19 protein-coding genes and 1 tRNA gene are annotated in these 22,505 nt (G+C 32.9%); 15 read left to right on the top strand and 5 right to left on the bottom strand.

Annotated features, from left to right (window positions below; genetic code table 11):
• Positions 1-198: 198 nt before the first annotated feature.
• From AC4FQ3_RS13650 to AC4FQ3_RS13640, 3 genes are all read right to left on the bottom strand, one after another.
• On the bottom strand, positions 199-4,668 hold the full coding sequence (locus AC4FQ3_RS13650) for a T9SS type A sorting domain-containing protein (protein ID WP_491182196.1): 4,470 nt from the start codon (positions 4,666-4,668) through the stop codon (positions 199-201).
• Positions 4,669-4,947: 279 nt separating this feature from the next.
• Positions 4,948-5,133, bottom strand: coding sequence for a class IIb bacteriocin, lactobin A/cerein 7B family (locus AC4FQ3_RS13645; protein ID WP_165587183.1), 186 nt, complete (start codon positions 5,131-5,133; stop codon positions 4,948-4,950).
• Between the two features lie 121 nt (positions 5,134-5,254).
• Complete coding sequence (locus tag AC4FQ3_RS13640; protein ID WP_491182195.1) at positions 5,255-7,267, bottom strand: M13 family metallopeptidase; 2,013 nt, start codon at positions 7,265-7,267, stop codon at positions 5,255-5,257.
• Positions 7,268-7,480: 213 nt separating this feature from the next.
• On the opposite strand from AC4FQ3_RS13640, the gene AC4FQ3_RS13635 reads away from it, so the two are divergent.
• Entirely contained in the window at positions 7,481-8,176 is a 696-nt protein-coding gene (locus AC4FQ3_RS13635) for a pseudouridine synthase (protein ID WP_042563928.1), read from the top strand.
• A gap of 73 nt (positions 8,177-8,249) precedes the next feature.
• Here AC4FQ3_RS13635 and AC4FQ3_RS13630 read toward each other — a convergent pair whose 3' ends face one another.
• Positions 8,250-8,708, bottom strand: coding sequence for an RNA methyltransferase (locus AC4FQ3_RS13630; RefSeq protein WP_042563926.1), 459 nt, complete (start codon positions 8,706-8,708; stop codon positions 8,250-8,252).
• 232 nt (positions 8,709-8,940) lie between these two features.
• Between AC4FQ3_RS13630 and AC4FQ3_RS13625 the strand changes: the two genes are divergently transcribed.
• Together AC4FQ3_RS13625 and AC4FQ3_RS13620 are read left to right on the top strand one after the other, a co-directional pair.
• Entirely contained in the window at positions 8,941-10,077 is a 1,137-nt protein-coding gene (locus AC4FQ3_RS13625; protein WP_491182194.1) for a helix-turn-helix domain-containing protein, read from the top strand.
• Positions 10,078-10,165: 88 nt separating this feature from the next.
• Positions 10,166-10,720: a porin family protein gene (locus AC4FQ3_RS13620; protein WP_042563924.1), complete on the top strand. Its 555-nt coding sequence runs from the start codon at positions 10,166-10,168 to the stop codon at positions 10,718-10,720.
• Between the two features lie 173 nt (positions 10,721-10,893).
• Here AC4FQ3_RS13620 and AC4FQ3_RS13615 read toward each other — a convergent pair whose 3' ends face one another.
• Complete coding sequence (locus tag AC4FQ3_RS13615; protein WP_491182193.1) at positions 10,894-12,018, bottom strand: acyltransferase family protein; 1,125 nt, start codon at positions 12,016-12,018, stop codon at positions 10,894-10,896.
• Positions 12,019-12,406: 388 nt separating this feature from the next.
• Here AC4FQ3_RS13615 and AC4FQ3_RS13610 point away from each other — a divergent pair.
• The 12 genes from AC4FQ3_RS13610 (at position 12,407) to AC4FQ3_RS13555 (ending at position 22,273) form a co-directional block, all read left to right on the top strand.
• Positions 12,407-12,478: transfer RNA gene (locus AC4FQ3_RS13610), tRNA-Glu, on the top strand.
• Between the two features lie 307 nt (positions 12,479-12,785).
• Positions 12,786-13,880: a Ppx/GppA phosphatase family protein gene (locus tag AC4FQ3_RS13605; RefSeq protein WP_042563921.1), complete on the top strand. Its 1,095-nt coding sequence runs from the start codon at positions 12,786-12,788 to the stop codon at positions 13,878-13,880.
• A 631-nt stretch (positions 13,881-14,511) separates the two neighbouring features.
• On the top strand, positions 14,512-15,114 hold the full coding sequence (locus AC4FQ3_RS13600) for a Pvc16 family protein (RefSeq protein ID WP_073397202.1): 603 nt from the start codon (positions 14,512-14,514) through the stop codon (positions 15,112-15,114).
• The gene (locus AC4FQ3_RS13595) at positions 15,111-15,953 is read left to right on the top strand and encodes a hypothetical protein (protein WP_491182192.1); all 843 of its coding nucleotides are present in this window, start codon (positions 15,111-15,113) and stop codon (positions 15,951-15,953) included. Before AC4FQ3_RS13600 ends, AC4FQ3_RS13595 begins: the two co-directional genes overlap by 4 nt.
• A gap of 18 nt (positions 15,954-15,971) precedes the next feature.
• Complete coding sequence (locus AC4FQ3_RS13590) at positions 15,972-18,065, top strand: phage tail sheath family protein (RefSeq protein ID WP_491182191.1); 2,094 nt, start codon at positions 15,972-15,974, stop codon at positions 18,063-18,065.
• Between the two features lie 30 nt (positions 18,066-18,095).
• Positions 18,096-18,524, top strand: a complete 429-nt coding sequence (locus AC4FQ3_RS13585) for a phage tail protein (protein WP_042563917.1) — start codon at positions 18,096-18,098, stop codon at positions 18,522-18,524.
• 2 nt (positions 18,525-18,526) lie between these two features.
• Positions 18,527-18,973 carry a phage tail protein gene (locus AC4FQ3_RS13580; RefSeq protein WP_042563916.1) on the top strand — a complete coding sequence of 149 codons (447 nt, stop codon included), beginning with the start codon at positions 18,527-18,529 and terminating at the stop codon, positions 18,971-18,973.
• A 2-nt stretch (positions 18,974-18,975) separates the two neighbouring features.
• Positions 18,976-19,134 carry a DUF5908 family protein gene (locus AC4FQ3_RS13575; protein WP_165587182.1) on the top strand — a complete coding sequence of 53 codons (159 nt, stop codon included), beginning with the start codon at positions 18,976-18,978 and terminating at the stop codon, positions 19,132-19,134.
• A 2-nt stretch (positions 19,135-19,136) separates the two neighbouring features.
• Positions 19,137-19,820, top strand: a complete 684-nt coding sequence (locus tag AC4FQ3_RS13570; protein ID WP_491182190.1) for a CIS tube protein — start codon at positions 19,137-19,139, stop codon at positions 19,818-19,820.
• Complete coding sequence (vgrG, locus tag AC4FQ3_RS13565) at positions 19,820-21,565, top strand: type VI secretion system tip protein VgrG (protein WP_491182189.1); 1,746 nt, start codon at positions 19,820-19,822, stop codon at positions 21,563-21,565. The genes AC4FQ3_RS13570 and vgrG overlap by 1 nt, the downstream gene beginning before the upstream one ends.
• A gap of 4 nt (positions 21,566-21,569) precedes the next feature.
• Positions 21,570-21,860, top strand: a complete 291-nt coding sequence (locus tag AC4FQ3_RS13560; RefSeq protein ID WP_073397195.1) for a PAAR domain-containing protein — start codon at positions 21,570-21,572, stop codon at positions 21,858-21,860.
• 2 nt (positions 21,861-21,862) lie between these two features.
• Entirely contained in the window at positions 21,863-22,273 is a 411-nt protein-coding gene (locus tag AC4FQ3_RS13555; protein ID WP_042563912.1) for a GPW/gp25 family protein, read from the top strand.
• Positions 22,274-22,505: the final 232 nt, after the last annotated feature.

The raw sequence follows: 22,505 nt of genomic DNA, 5'->3' as shown, positions 1-22,505 counted from the left end.
ATAACAGGGCTAAAAATGAGTTGTAAATCTATTTTAGGATTAAGTATAAATATGTAAACTTTTTTCAGGACGAGACAACTTTGCGTTCACGGGCGGGACGCTCGCGTCAGCAGGGGATTCGTGAGAAAGCGGGAAAACAAAAAACCACATTTTCAAACGGATAAAAATGTGGTTTTTAACTTATAAATATTTTTTAATTTACTCGATTATTATTTTTCTAACAACAGTAGATCCTTCACTTTCTAAATACACATAATAAATCCCTTTTGGGAATCCTGATAAATTGATGCTATTAGTGTTTGAACCATTAGTAAATTTCGTAGCTGTTACCAACTTCCCTAATACATCGTACACGCTTGCTTTTTCTAACACAATGTTGTCAATGTGTAATTCTCCTTTGGTCGGATTAGGATAAACTGCGATTTTCTCAAAAACCACATCTTCGATTCCTAAAGTACAAGCTGTTTTCGAATAAATTGCTGCTGCATCTTTGGCTGTTGACCAATTGGCATTAGCATAAGCAACATCATCTACCACAATACAGGATAGTGAAACATTCCTTTTGAAGTTGACATTTGTCAGTTTGCTATTGTTTCCATTGCTTAAATTCAAAGTAGTCAATTTATTATTAGAACAATTTACATCTGTAAGAAGAGTATTCTTAGAAAGGTCTAAACTTACGATTAGATTGTTAGAACAACTCAATTTGGCCAACAATACATTTTTAGAAACATCTAAGACCGTTAGTTGATTAGCAGCGCTGGTTTTAGAATTGATTTTTTTAGTGGTTGTTACGATACCATCACAATACAGTTCTGTAAGCTGGGTGTTTTTAGAAACATCCAAAGCCGATAATGCATTATTGGAACAATCTAAATATTTAAGTGCAAGATTGGAAGTCAAATTTATTGAAGTCAATAAATTTCCTTGACAGTTTAAAGTTTCTAATTTTGAAAAATATTCGATTCCTGACAAACTGGTGATGCCGGAATTGGATACATCTAAGCTGGTTACATTTGATATATTTGTCAGCAAAACCGTACCGTTTTTACCATCTTTATCAACTCCTAGAGCGATTAATTGGTCTTCAAACGTACTGCTAACTGCAACAACGCCAGAACAATTATCAGAATAACTTGCTGTAGCATCTTTGGCTTTAGCCCAATTGGCATTAGAATAAGCAACATCATCCACCTGAATACAGCTTAAATTAGCGTTGTTTGTAAAATCATTGTATAAGCTTAAATTAACATTCTTTCCATTCTTCAAATTTAAACTTGTTAATTGATTATTAAGACAATATAAACCCGACAAAGCGATATTTTTAGAAATATCTAAATTATTCAATTTATTATCATTACAATATAAATTTTTCAAAGCAATATTTTTAGAGACATCTAAAGTAGTTAATTGATTACGATCACAACGTAACTCTTTTAAAGCTGTATTCCTGGAAACATCTAAGGCCGTTAATGTATTAAGATAACAACTTAAAGACTGTAAAGCAGTATTTGTAGAAACATCTAAAGTAGTTAATTGATTACTAAAACATTCTAAGGTAGTTAAAGGAGCATACTTAACATTTAAAGTAGTTAATTGATTACCTAAACAAGATAGGTAGTTTAAAGCAGTATTTCTAGAAACATCTAAAGTTGTTAATTGATTAGAATCACAAAATAAAGTGCTTAAAGACATAAAATCCTGAATTCCGGTTAAATCCTCGATGGAACTATCAGAAACATCCAAATAACCCACTGAAGAAACATTAGAGGTCAACACTTTTCCGTCAGGAGTACCGGAATCAATCCCCCTAGAGATCAATTTTTTTTCAAAATTTACATCTGGGATAAGGGTGTAAGTAAAAGATGCACAACTTTCACTATAACTGGCCGTAGCATCTTTTGCTGCACCCCAATTAGCATCAGAATAAGCAGCATTATCTACTTGTATACAGCTTAAATCAGGGTTGTTTGTAAAGTTTTTGGTGATTAAATAGCTGTTATTTCCATTCTTTACATTTAAACTCGTTAATTGATTTGAACTACAGTTTAAGGAATTTAAAACAATATTCTTAGAAACATTTAAAACCGTTAATTGATTTCCGCTGCAATTTAATGTATTTAAACCCACAAAGGCTTGAATACCGCTTAAATCAGCAATAGCACTATTGGATACATCCAAAGAAGTTAATGTGTTTATTTTTTTAGTTTGCACTTGTCCATCAACTGTGCCAGAATCAATTCCTAAAGAAATTAACTTTTTTTCAAAATTCACATCATAAATAAACGTGTAAGAAAAGCAATCTGGATTATAACTTGCAGTTGCATCTTTGCTTGTAGCCCAATTGGCATTAGAATAAGCAACACTGTCTACCTGAATACAACTTAAATTAGGGTTGTTTGTAAAATTTTTGGTAATTAAATTAACATTATTTCCATTTTTTAAATTTAAACTTGTTAAGTTATTAGAATAACAATTTAACTCCGTTAAATAAGTACTATTAGAAACATCTAAAACTGTTAATTGATTATTATAACAATTTAAATTTGTTAAACCAATACCCTTAGAAACATCTAGACTTGTTAATTGATTATTATGACACTTTAAATCTGTAAAAGTATAATTAAAACTATTTTGAAAAAGATTTAGGCTTGTTAATTGATTGTCATAACACCATAAAGATCTTAAAGAAGTAATTTTAGCAATACTCAAATTTGTTAATTTATTAGAATAACAATATAAAATTCTTAAAGCATTATTCATAGAAACATTTAAAACCGTTAATTGATTCTGAGAACAATTTAAGTCCAGCAAAGCAGTATTCTTAGAAACATCTAAAGCCGATAACTGATTATTTTCACAATGCAAAGTCTCTAATCCTACAAAATTTTGAATTCCGGTTAAATCAGTAATAGAGCTTGAAGAAACATCTAAAGAGGTCAATGTGTCTATATTAGATGTTAACACTTTTCCGTCAGGAGTTCCAAAATCAATTCCTAAAGAGATTAATTTTTTTTCGAAATTCACATCAGGAATAAGAACGTATGAAGAGCAATTTGTGCTATAACTTGTCGTAGCGTCTTTTATTGAAGTCGCACTCCAATTCTTCTTAGAATTAGTTTCATTATCTACCTGAATACAACTTAAATTAGGGTTGTTTGTAAATTTGTAGGTGCTAAAACTAGAATTATTTCCGTTCTTCAAATTTAAACTTGTTAATTGATTTGAATTACAGTCTATATATCTCAAAACCGTATTCTTAGAAACATCCAAAGTTGTTAATTGATTTGAGTAACAATACAGCTCGACTAAAGATGCATTCTTAGAAACATCTAAAGCCGTTAATTGATTCGAATAACAATATAAATATATTAGAGCAGTATTTTTAGAAACATCTAAAGCTGTTAATTGATTAGAATAACAATATAATTTTGTTAAAACAATACTCTTAGAAATATCGAAACTTGTTAATTTATTAGAATAACAATGTAATTCTTTTAAAGAAACATTTTGAGAAACATTTAAGCTTGTTAATTGATTCGAATAACAACGTAAATTTGTTAAAGCAATATTCTTAGAAACATCTAAGGATGTTAATTGATTATCGTAACAATATAAAGAGGTTAGCGCAACACTCTTAGAAACATCTAAAGCCGTTAATTGATTAGAAGCACAAACTAAACTTGTTAAAGCAGTATTCTTAGAAACATCTAAAGCTGTTAATTGATTAGAATCACAAACTAAACTTGTTAAAGAAGTATTCTTAGAAACATCTAAAGTCGTTAATTTATTAGCGCTACAATTTAATGACTGTAAAGCCACAAAATCTTGAATTCCGGTTAAATTAGTAATAGAACTACCGGAAATATTTAAAGTAGTTACTCCAGAAATCTTAGATGTTGGCACTTTTCCGTCAGGAGTTCCAAAATCATAACCAAGTTGAATTAACTTTTTTTCGAAATTCACATCAGGAATAAGAGTGTATTGAACAACAACTGAGCAATCTAAACTATAACTTGCCTTAGCATCTTTGGCTGTCCAATTGGCATTAGCATAAGCCACATTATCTACCTGAATGCAGCTTAAGTCATTACCATTAAAGGCACTATTTGTCGATAATTTAGAATTATTTCCATTCTTCAAATTAAGTCCCGTTAATTGATTGTCAGAACAATCTAAGTATGTTAAAGCTGAATTCTTAGAAACATCTAAAGTCTTTAATTGATTCTCATAACAATGTAAAATTGTTAAAGCCGGATTTTTAGAAACATCTAAAGTTGTTAATAGGTTATGATAACAACGTAACTCTGTTAAAGCAGTATTCTTAGAAACGTCAATAGTCGTTAAGTAATTGTTTCCAAAACTCAAGTATGTTAAAGCAGTATTCTTAGAAACATCTAAAGAAGTTAATTGATTGGTATCACAAAGCAAAGATTTCAAAGCAGTAAAATCCTGAATCCCGGTTAAATCGGTAATGAGACTTACTCCCCTAACATTCAAAGTAGTCAGGGTGTTTATTTTTGAAGTCAAAACTTTACTATCCGGTACGCCGGAATCAATTCCCTGACGGATTAGTTCTGCTTCAAAATACAAATCGGGGATCAGGGTGTATTGGGCAAAGGAAGATACGCTAGCCAAAAATAGTATAAAGAGTAGCTTTAGTTTCATAGGCGAAATTTTTGTTAAATTAATGCGTCAAATGTATAGAATATTAACTAATATCTTACGTAAACTGTTAAAGAAATAAAAAAGAGAGGAAACAAGTTCCTCTCTTCTTAAAAAAATATAAATTTATTGTTGAAGATAGCATATCATTATTATACAATCAACAAAGTAAGAGCATTAGTTTAAGTTTTTTGTTTGAAAATTTTACTGCCTTTGTATGGGGTAGCTTAACCTCTTAAATTTTCCATGTCTTACAATAAATATTTTTTTGCAAATTCATTATTAATCTGCGAAACAACATCCTCCACCAACTAGAGGATACTCTGGAGGACATGGTCCAGTTTTTAAAATGGCCAGTCCACTTGCAATCCCTTTAACGCAAATTTCTGTTATTCCGCCATTTACCGCTTTTAGCTCATTTTTAGTTAATTCTTGAGCTCCGTCTAATTTCAAAATTTTTTTTAACATAATATAAGGTTTTAAAAAATTAGTTAATACCCCAATCATTTAAAGACACTTGGGATTTTTGTCTATGCTCGCGCAAGAATTTTTCTATATTTTATAAATTGAAGCGTTCGTGAGTGGGATACTACCAAATTGTTATTCTGTCTTTCTTCGGCAAAAACATTTTATCTCCAGGTTTTACATTAAATGCTTCGTAAAAAGGTGTAGTATTCATTAAAGGACCATTTACACGCCAATTTGGTGGAGAATGTGGATTGTTGTTAATCCACAAACGCAGGAACTCGTCTTTCATTTTTACTCGCCATATTTTGGCTATAGAAATAAAGAAGCGCTGGTCTGGAGTAAAACCATCAATTTTTGTGTTTCCTTTTCCTTGTTCGGTCATTTTAAAAGCATCGTAGGCAACTGCTATTCCGGCAATATCTGCTGTATTTTCGCCAACTGTCATTGCGCCATTAATGTGCAGATCACCTAAAACGGTATATGTACTGTACAAATCGATAACTTGTTGTATTCTTGACTTAAACTGTGCATAATCCTCTTTTGTCCACCAGTTTTTTAAGTTGCCATCCTTATCATATTGAGCACCCTGATCATCAAAAGTATGTGTTATTTCGTGACCTATAACCATTCCGATACCTCCATAGTTCAGTGCATCATCTGCATTATTATCAAAATATGGGGCTTGTAAAATACCTGCAGGAAAAACAATTTCATTTGCAGTAGGATTATTATATGCCGTAACTGTTGGAACTGTAGTATACCATTCTGATTTATCGACTGGTTTGCCCAATTTTGCCAATTGAAATTGATATGCAGTTGTAGCGGCCGAAACCATATTCTCAAAATAGGTATTCCTCGCTATATGTACCTTGCTATAGTCTCTCCATTTGTCCGGATATCCTATTTTCTTAGTCATGGCTGCCAATTTTTCTTTCGCTTTTTGCTTCGTACCCTGACTCATCCATTTCAGGTCATCAATTCTATTGGCATACGCTTTTTGCAAATTATTCACGAGGATTAACATGCGTTTTTTGGCATCTTCAGAAAAATATTTCTTTACATACAATTCACCCAACGCTTCGCCTAAGTAAGTGTCAACGACATTAGCCATTTTTTCACCACGTGATTTTTGAACAGCCTGACCAGAAAGCACTTTGGTATATTCAAATGAAGCATCTACAAAAGGTTTGCTTAAATCATCTGCATATCTTTCTAAAGAATTTGCTTTCAGGTAAATTTTCCAATTATTAATAGGGATGGCTTTTAAGAGCTTATTAAGCGCATCATAATAAGCAGGCTGGCCTACATTAATAAAATCGGTTTTAGCACCTAAATTATTCAAAAAAGTGTTCCAGTCTATGTTGGGATGTCTTTTTACAAGATCTGTCAGAGCTATTTTATTATAATTTGCCTGTACATCACGAAGTTCAACTTTTGTTTTATGCGAAACGGCGAGTTGTTTGTCAATATCGTAAACCAAATCAGCATTCTTTTCAGCCTCTTTGACATTGCTGCCTGTTTGTTGAAATAATGTAGCAAGGTATTTTTTGTACGCTTCCTGTATGGCAACAGTTGATAAATCTGATTTGAAATAATAGTCCCTGTCAGGCAAACCAATTCCCGTTTGATAGCTTTGGGCAATGTTCATACTGCTGTTTTTTTCATCCGGTCCCACTCCAAAACCTATAATAGAAGAATTGCCCACTTTTTCTTCAGTAACTACAAAATTCATTAAAGAAGGTAAATCGCTAATTGCTTCAATTTTGGCAAGCAGGGGTTTGATAGGTGCATAACCGCGTTTATCAATCGTTACAGTATCCATACCTGATGCATAAAAGTCTCCTACCTTTTGTGCTATACTTCCTGCCGGATTTTTGCTTTGCGAAATACTGTCCAATATTCCTTGCAGGCGAATTCGTTGTGGAAAATTCATAAACATATAGGCACCAACTCCGGCTTGGGATGCAGGTATTGATACAGAATCGTACCATTTGCCATTTACATATTTAAAAAAATCATTACCAGGCCGCAATGTGGAATCTATTCCAGTGATCGCAATATTTTTTTTACCTTCATGTTTTGAGCACGCTGTAAAAGCTAAGAATGCTACGAAGAGCATTAATGATTTTTTCATAATCTGGACTATTTCTATTAAAATGAACTGAAAAACGGCAGAACAATATACGAATTCAGTTTTTAATTTTAAAGTTTTTATTAGAAATACTACTTATAAAAGTCAGAATTATAAGCGGTAATCCAGCATAACGTTCCGGGACTACGAAGAAAGGTATAAAAACAAATAAGTCATAAAAGTGGTTTTAGTCGAAATCTCTTCTACTTTTGCCAAATGTTAGAAATTCTTTACCAGGACGAATATATTATAGCCATTAATAAACCAAGTGGATTGTTGGTTCACAAATCATTTTATGCACGCGATGCAAAAGTTTATGCTATTCAGGAATTGAGAAATCAAATCGGGCAACACGTTTATCCTATTCATCGGTTGGATCGCAAAACATCTGGCGTATTGTTATTTGCGTTGGATAAAGAAGTTTTGAAAATTATGAATGATCGTTTTGCCACACGCGAAGTCGAAAAAAAATATTTAGCCATTTTACGTGGCTGGTCACCCGAAGAGCTAACGATTGATTATGATTTAACCAATGATGATAACATCACACAAAATGCAATAACATACTTTCATCGTTTGCAAAATGCCGAAGTCGGGTTAGAATTTAATAATAAACCAACATCACGATATTGTTTGGTAGAAGCAATTCCTGAAACTGGACGTATGCATCAATTACGAAAACATTTCAAACATATTTTTCACCCCATTTTAGGAAGTCGTCCACATGGCTGTAACAAACAAAATAAATTATGGCTGGAGAATTATGACCTCAAAGGAATGATGCTTCATGCCCATCAATTAATTTTTAATCATCCAATAAAAAATGAACAACTAATCCTGAATGCAAAGATTAACGAAGAGTTTAGCAGAATAGGTACTATTCTTAATCTGGATTTGAATAAGTATAAATAGAAACAACTTTGCGTTCACAAACAGAACCCTCGCCAGCAGAAGAATAATTACTTATAATAACTGAGGTTTTATTTTAAGATCTCGGTTTAGGCAAATTTCTGTCGTACATAATAATAGTTCCTGCCACAGCCACATTCAGACTTTTTACCGATTTAAATTTTACTAGATGATGGCATTTATCCATAACTTTTTTGGATAGACCATGATCTTCTGCTCCCAATAAATAAACACAACGTCTTGGATGCTCAAAAGTTTCTAAATCAGAAGCTTTTTCGTCTAATTCTACACCAACCAATCGTGCCCCTTTTGGTAAGTTTTCAAAAAAAGCTTCAAAAGTATCATAATGAAAATAAGGAATTGCTTTTACCGCATCATGAGTATCAGAGGCTTGCTTGGCATATCGATTACCAATGGTAAAAATAAAAGTCGCACCTAAATTTTGCGCCGATCTCCATAAAACACCCAAATTTTCAGGCGTTTTACCATTTTGTATTCCAATCCCAAAATATTCATTTATAAAATTATCATTCATAAGGGCAAAAATACAAACTGCAAATATAAAAATCAATTTTTATTGAGCTGAAAGAAAGAGCTTCTTCGGGAAAGAGGCATTTTAGTTAATCATTTCTTAATCCGTTAAAAAAGTCATCAGTATTAATATAAATTCGTCTTATCAATTCGCATGAAATTAACTATGTTTTAAAAATGGTTAATTACCATAATATCCCAAAACAGATCTTAAAAACAACTTTTATATTAAAAAATTGATATATACTACACTTTTAAATATTGCGGTTTTTCAGGGAATAGTCTTAGGCTTAATTATTTTAAAGTCTTCTTTATTCAATAGTAATTCAAATAAATATCTGGCATACTTACTATTTACATTTTCAATTATTTTACTGAACCATGTTTTTGAGATCGAAGATGCATTTACTCCCTATCCTTTTCTACGCTTTATTGACCACATTGAATGGGTATTTCTAATTCCTGCTTTCCTATTCCTGTTTATTATAAATCGGATTGATGATACTGTAAAAAGCAAACAAAAAAATTATTTGTGTCTTATTCCATTTGCCTATTCTGCTGTTCTTAATATTACACAAGATCTTGATCATGTTGCAGGAATTTACACTATTCCTGAGGTAGGTATTGATGTAATCAATATACTTGGTCTGATCCATCTTGCTTTAGCCGTTACATTCATGCCATTCCTACCGATTTATTCTTATTTTATGATAAGACATTTAAAAGATTCACAGGAAAAAAAATGGATAATTACTTTATTAACAATTATTTCTTCATTGGTATTCGCTTTTCTTATTACCGCTCTAGCCGGCTTATTTCTTCAATATGACATTTCTTCTACTATGAGCGTCCTGGCTTTATCTGCAACATTCATAATTCACTGGACGGCTTATATAGGCATTTACAAATACAAACTCGCCAAGAATAAAGATGCTGTTTACAATTTTCTAAATAATGATTTCGCTATTTCATATGGTAATCTGGAAATTGTAGAAAATAGTACACCAGAAGAATATAGGGAATCTATCACGGTAGATAATCTTTATTTTCAAAAACTGGAACTTCTCTGTAAAGAGCATCACATTTATACGGACAGTACATTAAACAGAGAAAAAGTCGCCGAAAAACTAGGCATAAGCGCCGGATATGTTTCACAAATTATAAACACAATAACAGGAGACAATTTTGCCAATTACATCAATCAATATCGGGTTGAAGCTGTTAAGGAAATGATGTCAAATTCTGAATATGAAAAATATAATTTGTTGACGATGGGATTAGAATCTGGTTTTACTTCAAAAACAACTTTTTACAAAGCCTTTAAAAAAGTTACGGGCCAGACACCAAATGAATATAAAAATACCAGCAAATAAGTACCGTTTTATACACTTTTAAGCTTTTGAAACCTCGCCTAATTTTTCTTAAGTGAATTTTGCATCAAATAATTCAAAAACACTTTTTATGAAAAAAATTTTATTACTAGCTGTCGTTACAGTTTTAGGATTTACAAATGTTAATGCCCAGGAAATTAAATTTGGTGTTAAGGGAGGTTTAAACTTTGCAACTATTAGCGGAGATAATACCAAAGGTATTGATGTTGTAACATCATTTAATTTTGGTGTTGTATCTGAAATTCCCATTTCAGATAAATTTTCTTTTCAACCTGAATTAATGTATTCTGGTCAGGGATACGGCTTCAATGATAATACAGTTGCCTTAAGTTATCTGAACGTTCCTTTAATGGGAAAATATTATGTTACAAAAGGATTAAGTGTTGAAGCCGGACCGCAAATAGGATTTTTACTTGCTGCTAAAAATGAGAAGACAGATGTAAAAGATTCATTTAATACTGTTGATTTTGGTGTTAATTTTGGTTTGGGCTACAAACTTGAAAACGGACTTAATTTTGGCGTAAGATACAATCTGGGATTAACTGATATTAATAATGTAGATAATTCTTCTTTTAAAAATAAAAACGGGGTATTTCAAGTATCTGTTGGTTATTTCTTTTTCTAAAACTTAGTAATATCATCATTTTGACACTAAGAATACTTGGAAAAATATTTAAATAATTAAACTAAAAATCCTTATTCAAAAAATGAATAAGGATTTTTTTTTACAATCATAACTAGTTATTAATCTTGTGAATATGCTAAAAAAACAATTGGCTGACTGTTTTCTAAATAACATTATATTTCCTTTATGGTTTTGTTCCTTATTTTCATAAATGGTTTTTCTATTGTCAAGTGAAGAATATATGCCCCTAAAACACAAGTTATCAAACAAATTAGAAGCATTATATTATTCTCTATTTCAAAATGTTTTAATAGTTTGTGGGTTGTGGTAATTATTCCTTTATGTGTCAAATAAATTGAAAAAGAAAGATTAGCTATAAACGTTGTAATTTTTGAATTCATTTTATATAAAAAACTTGTAGGACTAATCGAACCTATAACCATAAAACCAAAGCCAATTGCAATTAATGGAAATCCAAAAACAGATACTTTGAAAGTCTGTAAGTCTTCACATAAAAAATAAGCACCTGTCAAAATACATAAACTTAATACAAGAAACTGATTACCATATTTTGAAAGTTTGATCCATAAATTTGGTAAAAATTGATAAATTCCTGCAATAGAAACACCAACTAAAAGTCCGTCTAAGCGATTGTAAGTCGGATAGTAAATAAATTTATACCAATACATCCAACTATTTTCTTCACCAATTTTCGGCAGATATAAGTAATTAAAACTGTAAAATCTAATTGCAAAACCAAATAAAAACAAGCCTATTAATAGCCAATATGATTTAGAGAACAGTTTTGAAGTCTGTAGAAATATTAAAATAATGGGTAAAAAAAGATAAAAATGTTCTTCTACGCATAGCGACCAGCAATGTGAAAATGTTCCATAATCCTTTAAATTAAGATCAAAATTTTGAGTAAAAGTAAGAAATCTCCAAATTGAAGGCAGTGCTTCTTTTTCCCTGAAATACGGGATGCAAAAATAAATTCCAACTGTTGCTAAATAGGCAGGAACAATTCTAAAAAATCGTTTGATAAAAAAAACTTTAAATGAAATTAATTGCCCTTTTTTAATTTGTAGAAATAGCTGAGAAGAAATTAAAAATCCACTTAACACAAAAAACAAATCAACTCCTGTCCAGCCAAATGAAGCTACATCCGGAAGCCATTCGGGCTTTCCATCACTTATAATATAATAATGAAAAAAGAAAACCAAAATAATAGCACAAGCTCGTAAATGATCAAGCCCATATAGTTTTTCATGAACTTTAATTTCTGATTTATCTATCACTGTATATATTTCTAATTTTAAGTTTAATTTTTCGCTGAATTGTGAACAAACATAACACTTAACTTTTAACTATACCTAAAAAATTTCATTGAAAAAATTTCGATATGTAGCCGTAAAAAACCAAAAGAATATTCTTTCAAAACAAATAACTTTAAAAATAATTTTCAATTTTATCAAAAATTATCATTTTAATAAAAGAAGAAAAAAAACACTTTTCTATGTAATCCAAAAAATTATTAATCAAATAAATACATCTCGAACAGCTAATTTTATTTACGATTGATTATTAACAAATGTGATATTTTGGGAATAACTAAAAACAATTTCTTAAAAAAAATTTTTGTCAATTCTAAAATTAATTGCATTTTTGCACCCGCATAGAAAAACAGGCCCGTTCGTCTATCGGTTAGGACGCATGGTTTTCATCCATGTAAGAGCGGTTCGATTCCGCTACGGGCTACAAAGAGAAAGCTTCAGAGAAATCTGGAGCTTTTTTCGTTTTAATCAGTTTCACTATTAAATCAATTTGACGAATATTCTTTCTCAACATCCTGGAAATAATAAAAATCGTACACAATTGTCCTCAAAACACTATCCTGCTAATTAAATTCCATATTTTGCAATAACTGCATTTATCTTAGTAAATGTTTTTATAAATTTGTGATCTTATATTAAAACCCGTTATTTTTAATTTAAAATTATGACTTTCGCATAATTACTTTAAAAACTTTATTCAAATAAATATATTTTAACCATAATTAAATCAAATGCTTAAAAAAAACAGACCCCAGGTTCTTATTCTTATTCTTTTAAATTTACTTTTTTCCATTAATGCATTTTCGCAAAAAAGTCTTTATGCAGGAATTGAAATAGGTCGCAGAGCTATAAAAGTTTCAGTTCTGGATGTAAACAATATCAAAAAAGCTGATTATAAGATTCTTTATTTCTGGACTGAGAGAATTAATTTTGCCGAACATATTGATAAAACCGGTGAACTTACTCAGGACGATATTGACAGAACAAGTACGATAGTTGTTGATCAATTAAAAAAAATAAGAGCAGAATATAAAATGCCTGAAGAAAACATCTTTCTTGTGGCTGCTCCTCTTTTTACATCTGCCCGCAATATTGACGTTTTAAGAAATAAAATAACTTCTCAAATTAACAAAGATGTTGAGATCCTTAATGTTAACGAAGAAGCTAAAACGCTAGTTAAAGGTGCTATCCCGCCGGTTGATTATGCTAACGCTTTTCTGCTTGACATTGGCGCGCAAACTACCAAAGGAGGATATATCGATGAGCTTAAAGATGACAAATTAGAGTTTATTCCTTTAGAGCTTAATTTCGGCACAATGACACTTACCGATGCTGTACAAAAAACGGTTGTAAACCAAAACCAGGTTAATGATATGTCGGTATATCAGGAAAAATCTTTTGATTTTAATTCGGTGCTGCTTAAGAAAGTAAAAGAAATGTTTGACAAAAATCCTCTTTTATCAAAAAAGGATAAAATGTATTTATCAGGCGGGGCAGTTTGGGCGTTTGCAACTCTATATTACAATGAAAACGTTAAAGAACATTATGTTGCTTTAAGTAAAGAAGATGTTATTAATTACGATGCAATCTTAAAGAATAATTTCACCAAGTTTACTACTCTTGCTAAAACTAACAAAGAAGCTGCCAGAGTTTTAACCACCTATGACCAGAAATACTTAATTTCTGCAAATAACATTTTATTATCTTGTCTGGAAAGCATTCCGGATTTAGAAAAAAAGAAAATATTCTTTGTAAAAGAAGGACAAACAATTTGGCTAATCTCATACATTGCAGATCGCTCTAAAAAAGTAAATACTAATTTTTAATATAGTTTTTCTAGTAAAAAAAGCCTTAGAATTTTAAATTTCTAAGGCTTTTTTGTTATCTAAAAATCATATTTTAATTGCAGCAAATAGACTTACATTAAAGTAAATAGGATATTAAAAAACTACAATAAACTTACAAACATATACTTAGCATTAATATTCTGCAAAACAGGTTTCTCATACATTATTACGTTTTAAACAGCCAGAATAAATTTCACCTGAAAAACTCAAACTTCCGGCTATTCCAAATTCTCCATTTTTTGTTCACGCTTAAATCTAAAATTTGAATGTTTTAGATTTTTTTTCACTAAAATTTTACCGATTTCAATAAATTATGACGTTTGTTTTTTTACAAAAGATAAAATCAAATTTTTCATAAGATTTAAATGCCTGTAAATCAACATACTAGCAAATAGTTTAACCCTAAAAAAAAGGGTCCTTTTCCCCTTTTTTAATACACTCCCGTTTTTCTACTTTAGACAAACCTACCAGCCTTATTTCTATTTCAGTTTTAAAGCAAAGTCAAAAGCCTCTATTTTTATTTTTCTACCTACATATTGATAATGAGCTTTTTAGCAATTTATCATAACTATATAAGTACTGATTTTTAAAATTAAAACTTTATCACAAAATGGTTTTTGAAGTTATTCAAATAATTGCAGAACAAGTAAACAACTATCTCGACGAAATTGGGTTAGAAAAAACCGTTGTGGCTGAAAATATTGCTTTTTTAGAATCTCAAAACGAAACCGTATCCGGAAATTTAGAAGACAAAGTAGCCCTTACCCTAATCAATTTGGATGAGGAAGCTACTTTAAAAAACTTTCCCAATCATTCTGTTGAAAATGCTAAAACAATTTATAAAAATAGCGTCATCAATTTAAACCTGTATTTACTTTTTAGCGCCAATAGAAATATATACATCAACTCGCTTAATGATATTTCAAAAATCATTGCATTTTTTCAAGGAAAAAGACTCTTTACACAAGCTAACACTATTTACAACAGAAATAATATTGCAATGGCAAATATTGATGATTTCAGATTTTCAGTTGAACTCTACACGCCCACTTTTGAGGAACTGAACTATATCTGGGGAACATTAGGAGGCAAGCAGCTTCCCTCTGCTTTATACAAGGTAAGCATGATACAAATTGAACGCAATATTGCACAAGCCGAAGGACAGCTTATCAGCAAATTTAAAGGTTTAACAAAAACAAAAGAGCAATCATGAGTTTTGATTTTACATACGAACTATTATTTGAAGTAACGCTTTTTCACAATTATTTTCTGAATAGCGGTGAAGATACTTATACAGGAATGTCTTTAGCAGATAAAGAAAAAATGCTGCAAAAATTCGACAGCGGTTCTTTTGCAACTATAGTTCCAACTGTAGAAACCAAAACGAGATTAAAAAATTATAAAATGACTTTTAAGCCAACCAAAACGGGTTTTCTGGTATACACTAAAGTGAAGGAAGCTGATGAAACTGATCCGTTTATAAGTATTCCGGCAGATTTGAAACTGGACTTTAAAATCTCCATCAACGATTATCAGTTTGAGAATTATACCGATTTGGATTTTGTCCTAAACCAAATGTTTTTATTCAGTAACGTCAAACCTTTAACTGAACCCATAACGTTTAAATACATTCCAAAAAACAATGAAAATTTCCTGATTTCAAATGATTTTTTAGTATCCGAAGAAACAACAGCACATTTTTTATGCGAACTCCATTCACCAGAAAGACAAGATGTTTTCGGAATCATCTCTTTGACAATGAAAGGCGATACTAATCCGGGAAATATTGTGACTAACTCGGGTAAAATACTAAGCCCTCATTTTAAAATTCATTTTGACAATAGAAAAACGTTCTGGAAATACATCAACAAAAAAACAAAAACCGAGATCAAAACCGATACAGTAAAACCCCTAACCTATTCGGGTTTTGTTGAAATTGACCCTCTCACCGATTTTACACCCAAAGAGCCGGTAAACAGCCAGTATCCAAATCCTTCTGTAAAATCAATAACAAAAAGCAATGGCGATTATTATTCGGAAATATTTATTTAATAATTAAAACAATCAATTATGGCAACAACTTACAAAACACCTGGTGTATATATTGAGGAAATCGTAAAGTTCCCTCCCTCTGTAGCTCAGGTTGAAACAGCGATTCCCGCTTTTATTGGCTATACTGAAAAAGCTACGAACAAGATTAATGGAGATTTAAAATTACAGCCAACCAGAATCACATCTCTTTTAGAATATGAACGTTTTTTTGGCTTTGCAAAACCAGAAACAACAATTAGTGTTACAATTAATGATGTTTCCGGTAATAGTGGCGACACGAGATCTATTATTGTAGATCAGCCAACTTCAAAACAACCTTTCTTAATGTACTATTCAATGCAGTTGTTTTTTGCAAATGGCGGCGGTCCTTGTTACATTATTTCAGTTGGTCGTTATGGAAATGATTTAGATGAAACAGACTCTCCGGTTACAGTAATCACCAATAGCGATGCACTCAATGATGGATTGGCAGAATTAGAAAAAGTAGACGAACCAACACTAATTTTATTTCCTGACGCAACAAAAGTAGATGGAATACTTCCAGATAGTTTTTATGGATTATACAACAATGCGCTTGCACAGTGCCATAATCTTCAGGACAGATTTACCTTAATTGACACTCTAAGTTACGACGAATCAAGTCCAACAGATCCTAACATAGACGCTTTAAGAAATATAATTAGTTCTGAAAAAGATACTATTAAGTACGGTGCAGTTTATTATCCTCACCTGGAAACCATATTGGACTATGCTTTTGATGCCAGTAAAATTACAGTAAAACATTACTCCTATACAGCAAAAGCATATGATCAAATTGCTGCAGGATTGGAGCTTATAGAAGGCCCTGCAGGAATTGACGCAACCGTAGCCAAATTGGTTGACGATTCTGTTGCAGGAGATATTGCCGGTCAGGTCAGTGACATGTTTTTACAAATGTATAGTAACAATGCAACGGGTTTTAATTTAGGAGTGACTTTTGTTACCGACGCAGCCAAAAAAACAGCTTTTTTAAAAAACCTGGATAAAGTACTTGCTACTTTAGAAAGTTTAACACTTTTGAGAAACTCGCTAAACGACGAAGCAAATGCTGCAATCAGTACAATATCTGATGAAGATATGGTTATTGCAGGTAATATCTCAAGTGCCTTGACTGCCTTTAATTTGAATTTTACTGCCACAAATAAAATTGATTCTGTATATAAAAATTTAAAAACATTAAAGAAAAAAATACAGGATGAGAACACAGCAGCTAAAATGCTTAAAATTATATCAACCGATGATGTAAGTTTTGATAAAGAATTAAAAAAACTGCTAATCTATGATCAATTGAACCTTCAAACGGGAATTACAGGACTTACAAATAATTTTTCCGGTGTTAAAGGAACGTTGCTTACACTTTTAAACCACATTAAATCTGTTAACGGAAAAGATGTAAATAATGGAGCATTAAACGGAAGAAAATTAAGCGCTTTAGAAGATATTGACAACGCAACGTTCAATAAAATACTTACTGAAATTTACAATCTGCCTATAACACTTCCTCCAAGTTCTGCTGTTGCAGGGGTTTATGCCAGAGTTGATCGTGACAGAGGCGTATGGAAAGCTCCTGCAAATGTAAGCCTGAACTATGTTATAAAACCAACCGTTAAAATAACAAATACAATTCAGGATAATTTAAATGTTGATACTGTGGCCGGTAAATCCATCAACGCCATCAGAAGTTTTACGGGCAAAGGAACCTTGATTTGGGGATCAAGAACCCTGGCAGGTAATGACAACGAATGGCGTTATGTACCGGTACGACGCTTCTTTAACATGGCAGAAGAATCTATCAAAAAAGCAACCGAACAATTTGTATTTGAGCCTAATGATGCCAATACCTGGATAAGAGTCAGAGCGATGATTGAGAATTTCTTAATTCTTCAATGGAGAGCCGGAGCTTTGGCCGGAGCAAAACCTGAACAGGCTTTTTATGTTAGAATCGGAATAGGACAAACCATGTCGGCTTTGGATATTTTGGAAGGCAGAATGATTGTTGAAATCGGAATGGCAGTAGTTCGTCCGGCAGAGTTCATTATCCTTCGTTTCTCTCACAAAATGCAGGAATCTTAATTAAATATCAACATTAAAAAAATATAGATCATGAGTTATCCATTACCAAAGTTTCATTTCTCAGTTGACTGGGGAGGAACAAAAATAGGCTTTACAGAAGTCTCCGGATTAGATGTAGAAACTGAAGTTATCGAATACCGTCAGGGCGCAAGTCCAGAGTACAGTAAAATCAAGATGCCGGGCATGCAAAAATTCTCTAATATCACCTTGAAAAGAGGAACTTTTAAAAGCGATAATGAATATTACAACTGGTGGAATACGGTAAAATTAAACACTATCGAAAGAAGGGACATTACCATCAAATTACTGAACGAAGAACACGAACCGGTGATTACCTGGAAAGTAAAAAATGCATGGCCAACCAAAGTTCAGTCGACTGATTTAAAAGCCGATGGAAACGAAGTGGCGATAGAATCAATGGAATTGGTTCATGAAGGTTTATCGATTCAAAATGATTAATCATGGCTAACTATTATCCGCCTGTTGGTTTTCACTTTTTAGTTGAATTTGAAGGTCTTGGCTCACAGGCAAAAGACCATCAGTTTCAATCGGTTTCCGGTTTATCTGTTGATATTGAAACTGAAGAGATAGCCGAAGGTGGTGAAAACAGATTCAAGCATAAACTTCCGGTAAAAACAAAATATCCAAACCTGAGTTTAAAAAGAGGAATGCTCATAGATTCTGCAGTAATCGACTGGTGCCGGGATGCTATCGAAAACTTCTCGTTTAAGCCAGTAAATCTGACAATCAAATTGCTCAATGAACAGCATCAGCCTTTGATTTCATGGAATGTGGTTCATGCTTATCCTGTAAAATGGGCTGTTGAGGATTTTAATGCTCAGGAAAGTAAACTCGTTGTAGAAAGCTTTGAACTCACATACAATTATTTCACTTTACTTAAAAGTTAGTCATGCCGATAGAAATAAAAGAGCTTCACATCAAAATAAATGTGAGTGAAGGATCAAAACCGAATTCTGCTGCCAGCGCTCCAAAAAGCAAAGGCGAAGATCCGGTAGCGGAATGTGTAGAACAGGTAATGAAAATTATTGAACGTAAAAAAGAAAGATAGCCATGGCTGGAGAATTAGAAAAACTTAAAGTTGTTGCTTACAGTGATCCGGAATTTAACACAAAAATTGCCGATGGTGAATTTTCTACTTTAATGAATCCGGAAAAGTACACCTATCATTATAAGATTGAAACCGATGAAAATCAGGCTGCAGGCACAAGTACGGTTTCTCCAAAGTTCAATAAAAAATTACCCGAAAATCTGGAACTCGATTTTGTTTTTGACCGAACCGGAGTAATTAACGGCTTCGAAAGTGTTCCAAATGGAATTATGGATGACATTGATAAATTCAAAAAAGTCATCCTTGATTACAATGGCGACGAACACAAGCCCAATTACCTGATTATTTCGTGGGGAACATTGCTTTTTAAAGGTGCTTTGACCGAAATGAATATTGAATTTAAACTCTTTAAACCAAACGGAACGCCAATAAGAGCAATTGCAAAAGCAAAATTTCAGGGTTTTGTTGAAGATCAGTTAAGGGCTGCAAAGGAAAACAATAAATCGCCGGATTTGACACATTTCAGAACCGTAAAAGATGGTGATACATTGCCTCTGATGTCCTTTAATATCTACGGAGATTCTAAATATTATCTGGAAGTTGCCCGGGTGAATAACATTGTCAATTTCAGAAAATTAAAAACAGGGCAAAAACTATTTTTCCCACCCTTACAAAAACAATCCTGATGAACAATAGCGGAGTCATACAAACCAGTAAAAATGCCGATTTAGTAACGCATAAAATTTTAATTGAAGGAACAGAATTATCTAAAACCTATCAGGTAAAAAGTATTGTGGTACAAAATGAGGTCAACCGGATCCCTATGGCTCAAATCGTTCTGACAGACGGAGAAGCTTCTGAAAGAGATTTTAAATTAAGTAATGAAGATTTACTGATTCCGGGGAAAAAAATTGAAATAACGGCCGGTTATCACAATGACGAAGAAACAATTTATAAAGGCATTGTCATCAAGCATTCTATTAAAATAAAAAGCGGGACTTCGTTATTGATTATCGAATGCAAAGATGAAGCGGTAAAACTTACTATTGGCAGAAAAAGCAAATATTTTTATGATGTAAAAGACAGCGAAGCATTTGAGGAAATTATTGGTGCTTACGGATTACAAAAAGATGTAGAAGCGACCAATTTCAGCCACAAAGAACTTGTTCAGTACAATACATCCGACTGGGATTTTATGGTTTCGCGGGCGCAGGCAAACGGCAAACTTTGTTTTGTTGAAAACGGTAAAATTACCATTAGCAAACCAAACGTAAAATCATCATCTGTTGAAACAGTAACTTTTGGAGCCAGCTTATTAGATTTTGATGCTGAAATAGACGCCAGAAATCAATTTGCAAAAGTGTCTTCGTATAGTTGGGATTACAGCAATCAGGAATTGGTTGAAATTGAAGCAAAAGATCCGGGTATTTCCTTAAATGGAAACTTAACGGCATCAGATTTAGCCGAAACCATCGAACTGGAAAACCTCGAGTTACGTCACGGCGGAGCAATCACCGAAGCTGAACTTCAGGATTGGGCAGATGCAAAATTACTTTTTCAGCAATTATCAAAAATTCGCGGAAGAGTGAAATTTCAGGGAATTCCGGCAGTAAAACCCAACACCATTATTACGCTTGAAGGCGTTGGTGATCGATTTAACGGAAAAGCCTACATCACGGGAGTTTTTCATGAAATATCAGAAGGAAACTGGACTATTGATGCGCAATTCGGATTGAATCCGGAATGGTTCTCTGAAACATTTGACATTAATACGCCAACCGGTTCCGGAATTATTCCCGCAATAAAGGGACTTCACACCGGAATTGTAACACAGCTCGAAAGTGATCCGAATGGAGAAGACCGAATTTTGGTGAAGATTCCAATCATCAATAATGAAGAACAGGGAATTTGGTGTCGCGTAGCTTCTCCTGATGCGGGAGAAAACAGAGGCATTTTCTTTAGACCTGAAATTGAAGATGAAGTTATCATTGGTTTTATTAATGAAGATCCAAATAATGCCATCGTTTTAGGAATGCTTCACAGCAGCGGAAAACCTGCTCCGATAACGGCTTCTGATGATAATCATCAAAAAGGAATTGTTACCCGAAGCGAAATGAAAGTTTTGTTTGATGATGAGAAAAAATCAATTGGAATTGAAACTCCGGCAGGAAAAAAAATTACGCTTGACGAAGACAAAGGTGTTATTGTTATTGAAGATGAAAATTCGAACGTAATCACCATTGACAGCAACGGAATAAAAATGGAAAGTGCCGGAAACATCGAAATAAAAGCAACCGGAGATGTTAAAATTGAAGGAACGAATGTTTCGATAAGTGCCACCGCACAATTGAAGGCAGAAGGAAGTGCGGGCGCAGAATTATCGTCTGGCGCAACAGCCATCTTAAAAGGAAGTATTGTTCAAATAAATTAAAATTATGGGAGCACCAGCAGCAAGAGTTTCAGATATGCATGTTTGCCCAATGGTAACTGCAACGGTTCCGCATGTGGGCGGGCCAATTTTACCTGCCGGCGTACCAACCGTTTTAATTGGCGGAGTTCCCGCAGCCTGTGTTGGCGACATGGCGACTTGCAGTGGTCCGCCGGATAGCATCGTAATGGGGTCATCAACAGTTTTAATTGGCGGAAAACCAGCTGCCAGAATGGGTGATTCAACCGCACACGGCGGAACAATAGTAGCCGGATTAGCAACAGTTTTAATAGGATAGTTATGGAAAGTGAGCAAGCTTTTTTAGGCACCGGATGGAGTTTTCCTCCAGAATTTAAAAAAACAACAAAATCTGTTGTCATGATTTCTGATGAAGAGGATATTAAGAGTAGTCTGGAAATTTTATTATCGACCAAAATTGGAGAGCGTATTATGCTTCCAAAATATGGATGTAATATGGATGAACTTCTTTTTAATCCGCTAAACAGAACATTAAAAACCTTTGTAGCTGAATTAATAAAAACCGCTATTCTATATCACGAACCAAGAATTGATGTAGAGAAAATCGACATCAGTCAGGGAGATGACTTAAATGGTGAATTACTAGTGGTTTTAGATTATAAAGTAAGGGCGACCAATTCCAGAACCAATATGGTATATCCTTTCTATAAAGAAGAAGGAACGAATATTTGAATTAAAAATTGAGAATCAAAAATTAAAAATTTTGTGTGTTGAAATATTTGTCCACAGAACATAGCTTTTTTTGATAACGATTTGCAGGCTGAGCGAAAGTCGAATGTCAGGCTGAGCGTCCCGAGACTTCGGGAGAAGCACACGTGCCAATTGGGGAGCCCTTCTCCCGAAGTCTCGGGACGCTCAGGGTGACAATTCAAAAACAAACTATAAGAGAGAAATCTGCTGATCT

It is taken from the genome of Flavobacterium sp. AK-345 (genome assembly GCF_058310175.1).
The sequence above is the reverse complement of the archived record's forward strand: the minus strand, read 5'-3'. Positions and strand labels throughout refer to the sequence as shown.

What these genes read in the sequence shown, in the direction of transcription:
- AC4FQ3_RS13605 (WP_042563921.1), top strand. Translation starts at nt 12,786, where the DNA reads ATGCTTAAAAAAAACAGACCCCAGGTTCTTATTCTTATTCTTTTAAAT.
- AC4FQ3_RS13555 (WP_042563912.1), top strand. Translation starts at nt 21,863, where the DNA reads ATGGAAAGTGAGCAAGCTTTTTTAGGCACCGGATGGAGTTTTCCTCCA.
- AC4FQ3_RS13635 (WP_042563928.1), top strand. Translation starts at nt 7,481, where the DNA reads ATGTTAGAAATTCTTTACCAGGACGAATATATTATAGCCATTAATAAA.
- AC4FQ3_RS13650 (WP_491182196.1), bottom strand. Translation starts at nt 4,668, where the DNA reads ATGAAACTAAAGCTACTCTTTATACTATTTTTGGCTAGCGTATCTTCC.
- AC4FQ3_RS13600 (WP_073397202.1), top strand. Translation starts at nt 14,512, where the DNA reads ATGGTTTTTGAAGTTATTCAAATAATTGCAGAACAAGTAAACAACTAT.
- AC4FQ3_RS13630 (WP_042563926.1), bottom strand. Translation starts at nt 8,708, where the DNA reads ATGAATGATAATTTTATAAATGAATATTTTGGGATTGGAATACAAAAT.
- AC4FQ3_RS13620 (WP_042563924.1), top strand. Translation starts at nt 10,166, where the DNA reads ATGAAAAAAATTTTATTACTAGCTGTCGTTACAGTTTTAGGATTTACA.
- vgrG (WP_491182189.1), top strand. Translation starts at nt 19,820, where the DNA reads ATGAACAATAGCGGAGTCATACAAACCAGTAAAAATGCCGATTTAGTA.
- AC4FQ3_RS13640 (WP_491182195.1), bottom strand. Translation starts at nt 7,267, where the DNA reads ATGAAAAAATCATTAATGCTCTTCGTAGCATTCTTAGCTTTTACAGCG.
- AC4FQ3_RS13585 (WP_042563917.1), top strand. Translation starts at nt 18,096, where the DNA reads ATGAGTTATCCATTACCAAAGTTTCATTTCTCAGTTGACTGGGGAGGA.
- AC4FQ3_RS13580 (WP_042563916.1), top strand. Translation starts at nt 18,527, where the DNA reads ATGGCTAACTATTATCCGCCTGTTGGTTTTCACTTTTTAGTTGAATTT.
- AC4FQ3_RS13645 (WP_165587183.1), bottom strand. Translation starts at nt 5,133, where the DNA reads ATGTTAAAAAAAATTTTGAAATTAGACGGAGCTCAAGAATTAACTAAA.
- AC4FQ3_RS13560 (WP_073397195.1), top strand. Translation starts at nt 21,570, where the DNA reads ATGGGAGCACCAGCAGCAAGAGTTTCAGATATGCATGTTTGCCCAATG.
- AC4FQ3_RS13575 (WP_165587182.1), top strand. Translation starts at nt 18,976, where the DNA reads ATGCCGATAGAAATAAAAGAGCTTCACATCAAAATAAATGTGAGTGAA.
- AC4FQ3_RS13595 (WP_491182192.1), top strand. Translation starts at nt 15,111, where the DNA reads ATGAGTTTTGATTTTACATACGAACTATTATTTGAAGTAACGCTTTTT.
- AC4FQ3_RS13570 (WP_491182190.1), top strand. Translation starts at nt 19,137, where the DNA reads ATGGCTGGAGAATTAGAAAAACTTAAAGTTGTTGCTTACAGTGATCCG.
- AC4FQ3_RS13590 (WP_491182191.1), top strand. Translation starts at nt 15,972, where the DNA reads ATGGCAACAACTTACAAAACACCTGGTGTATATATTGAGGAAATCGTA.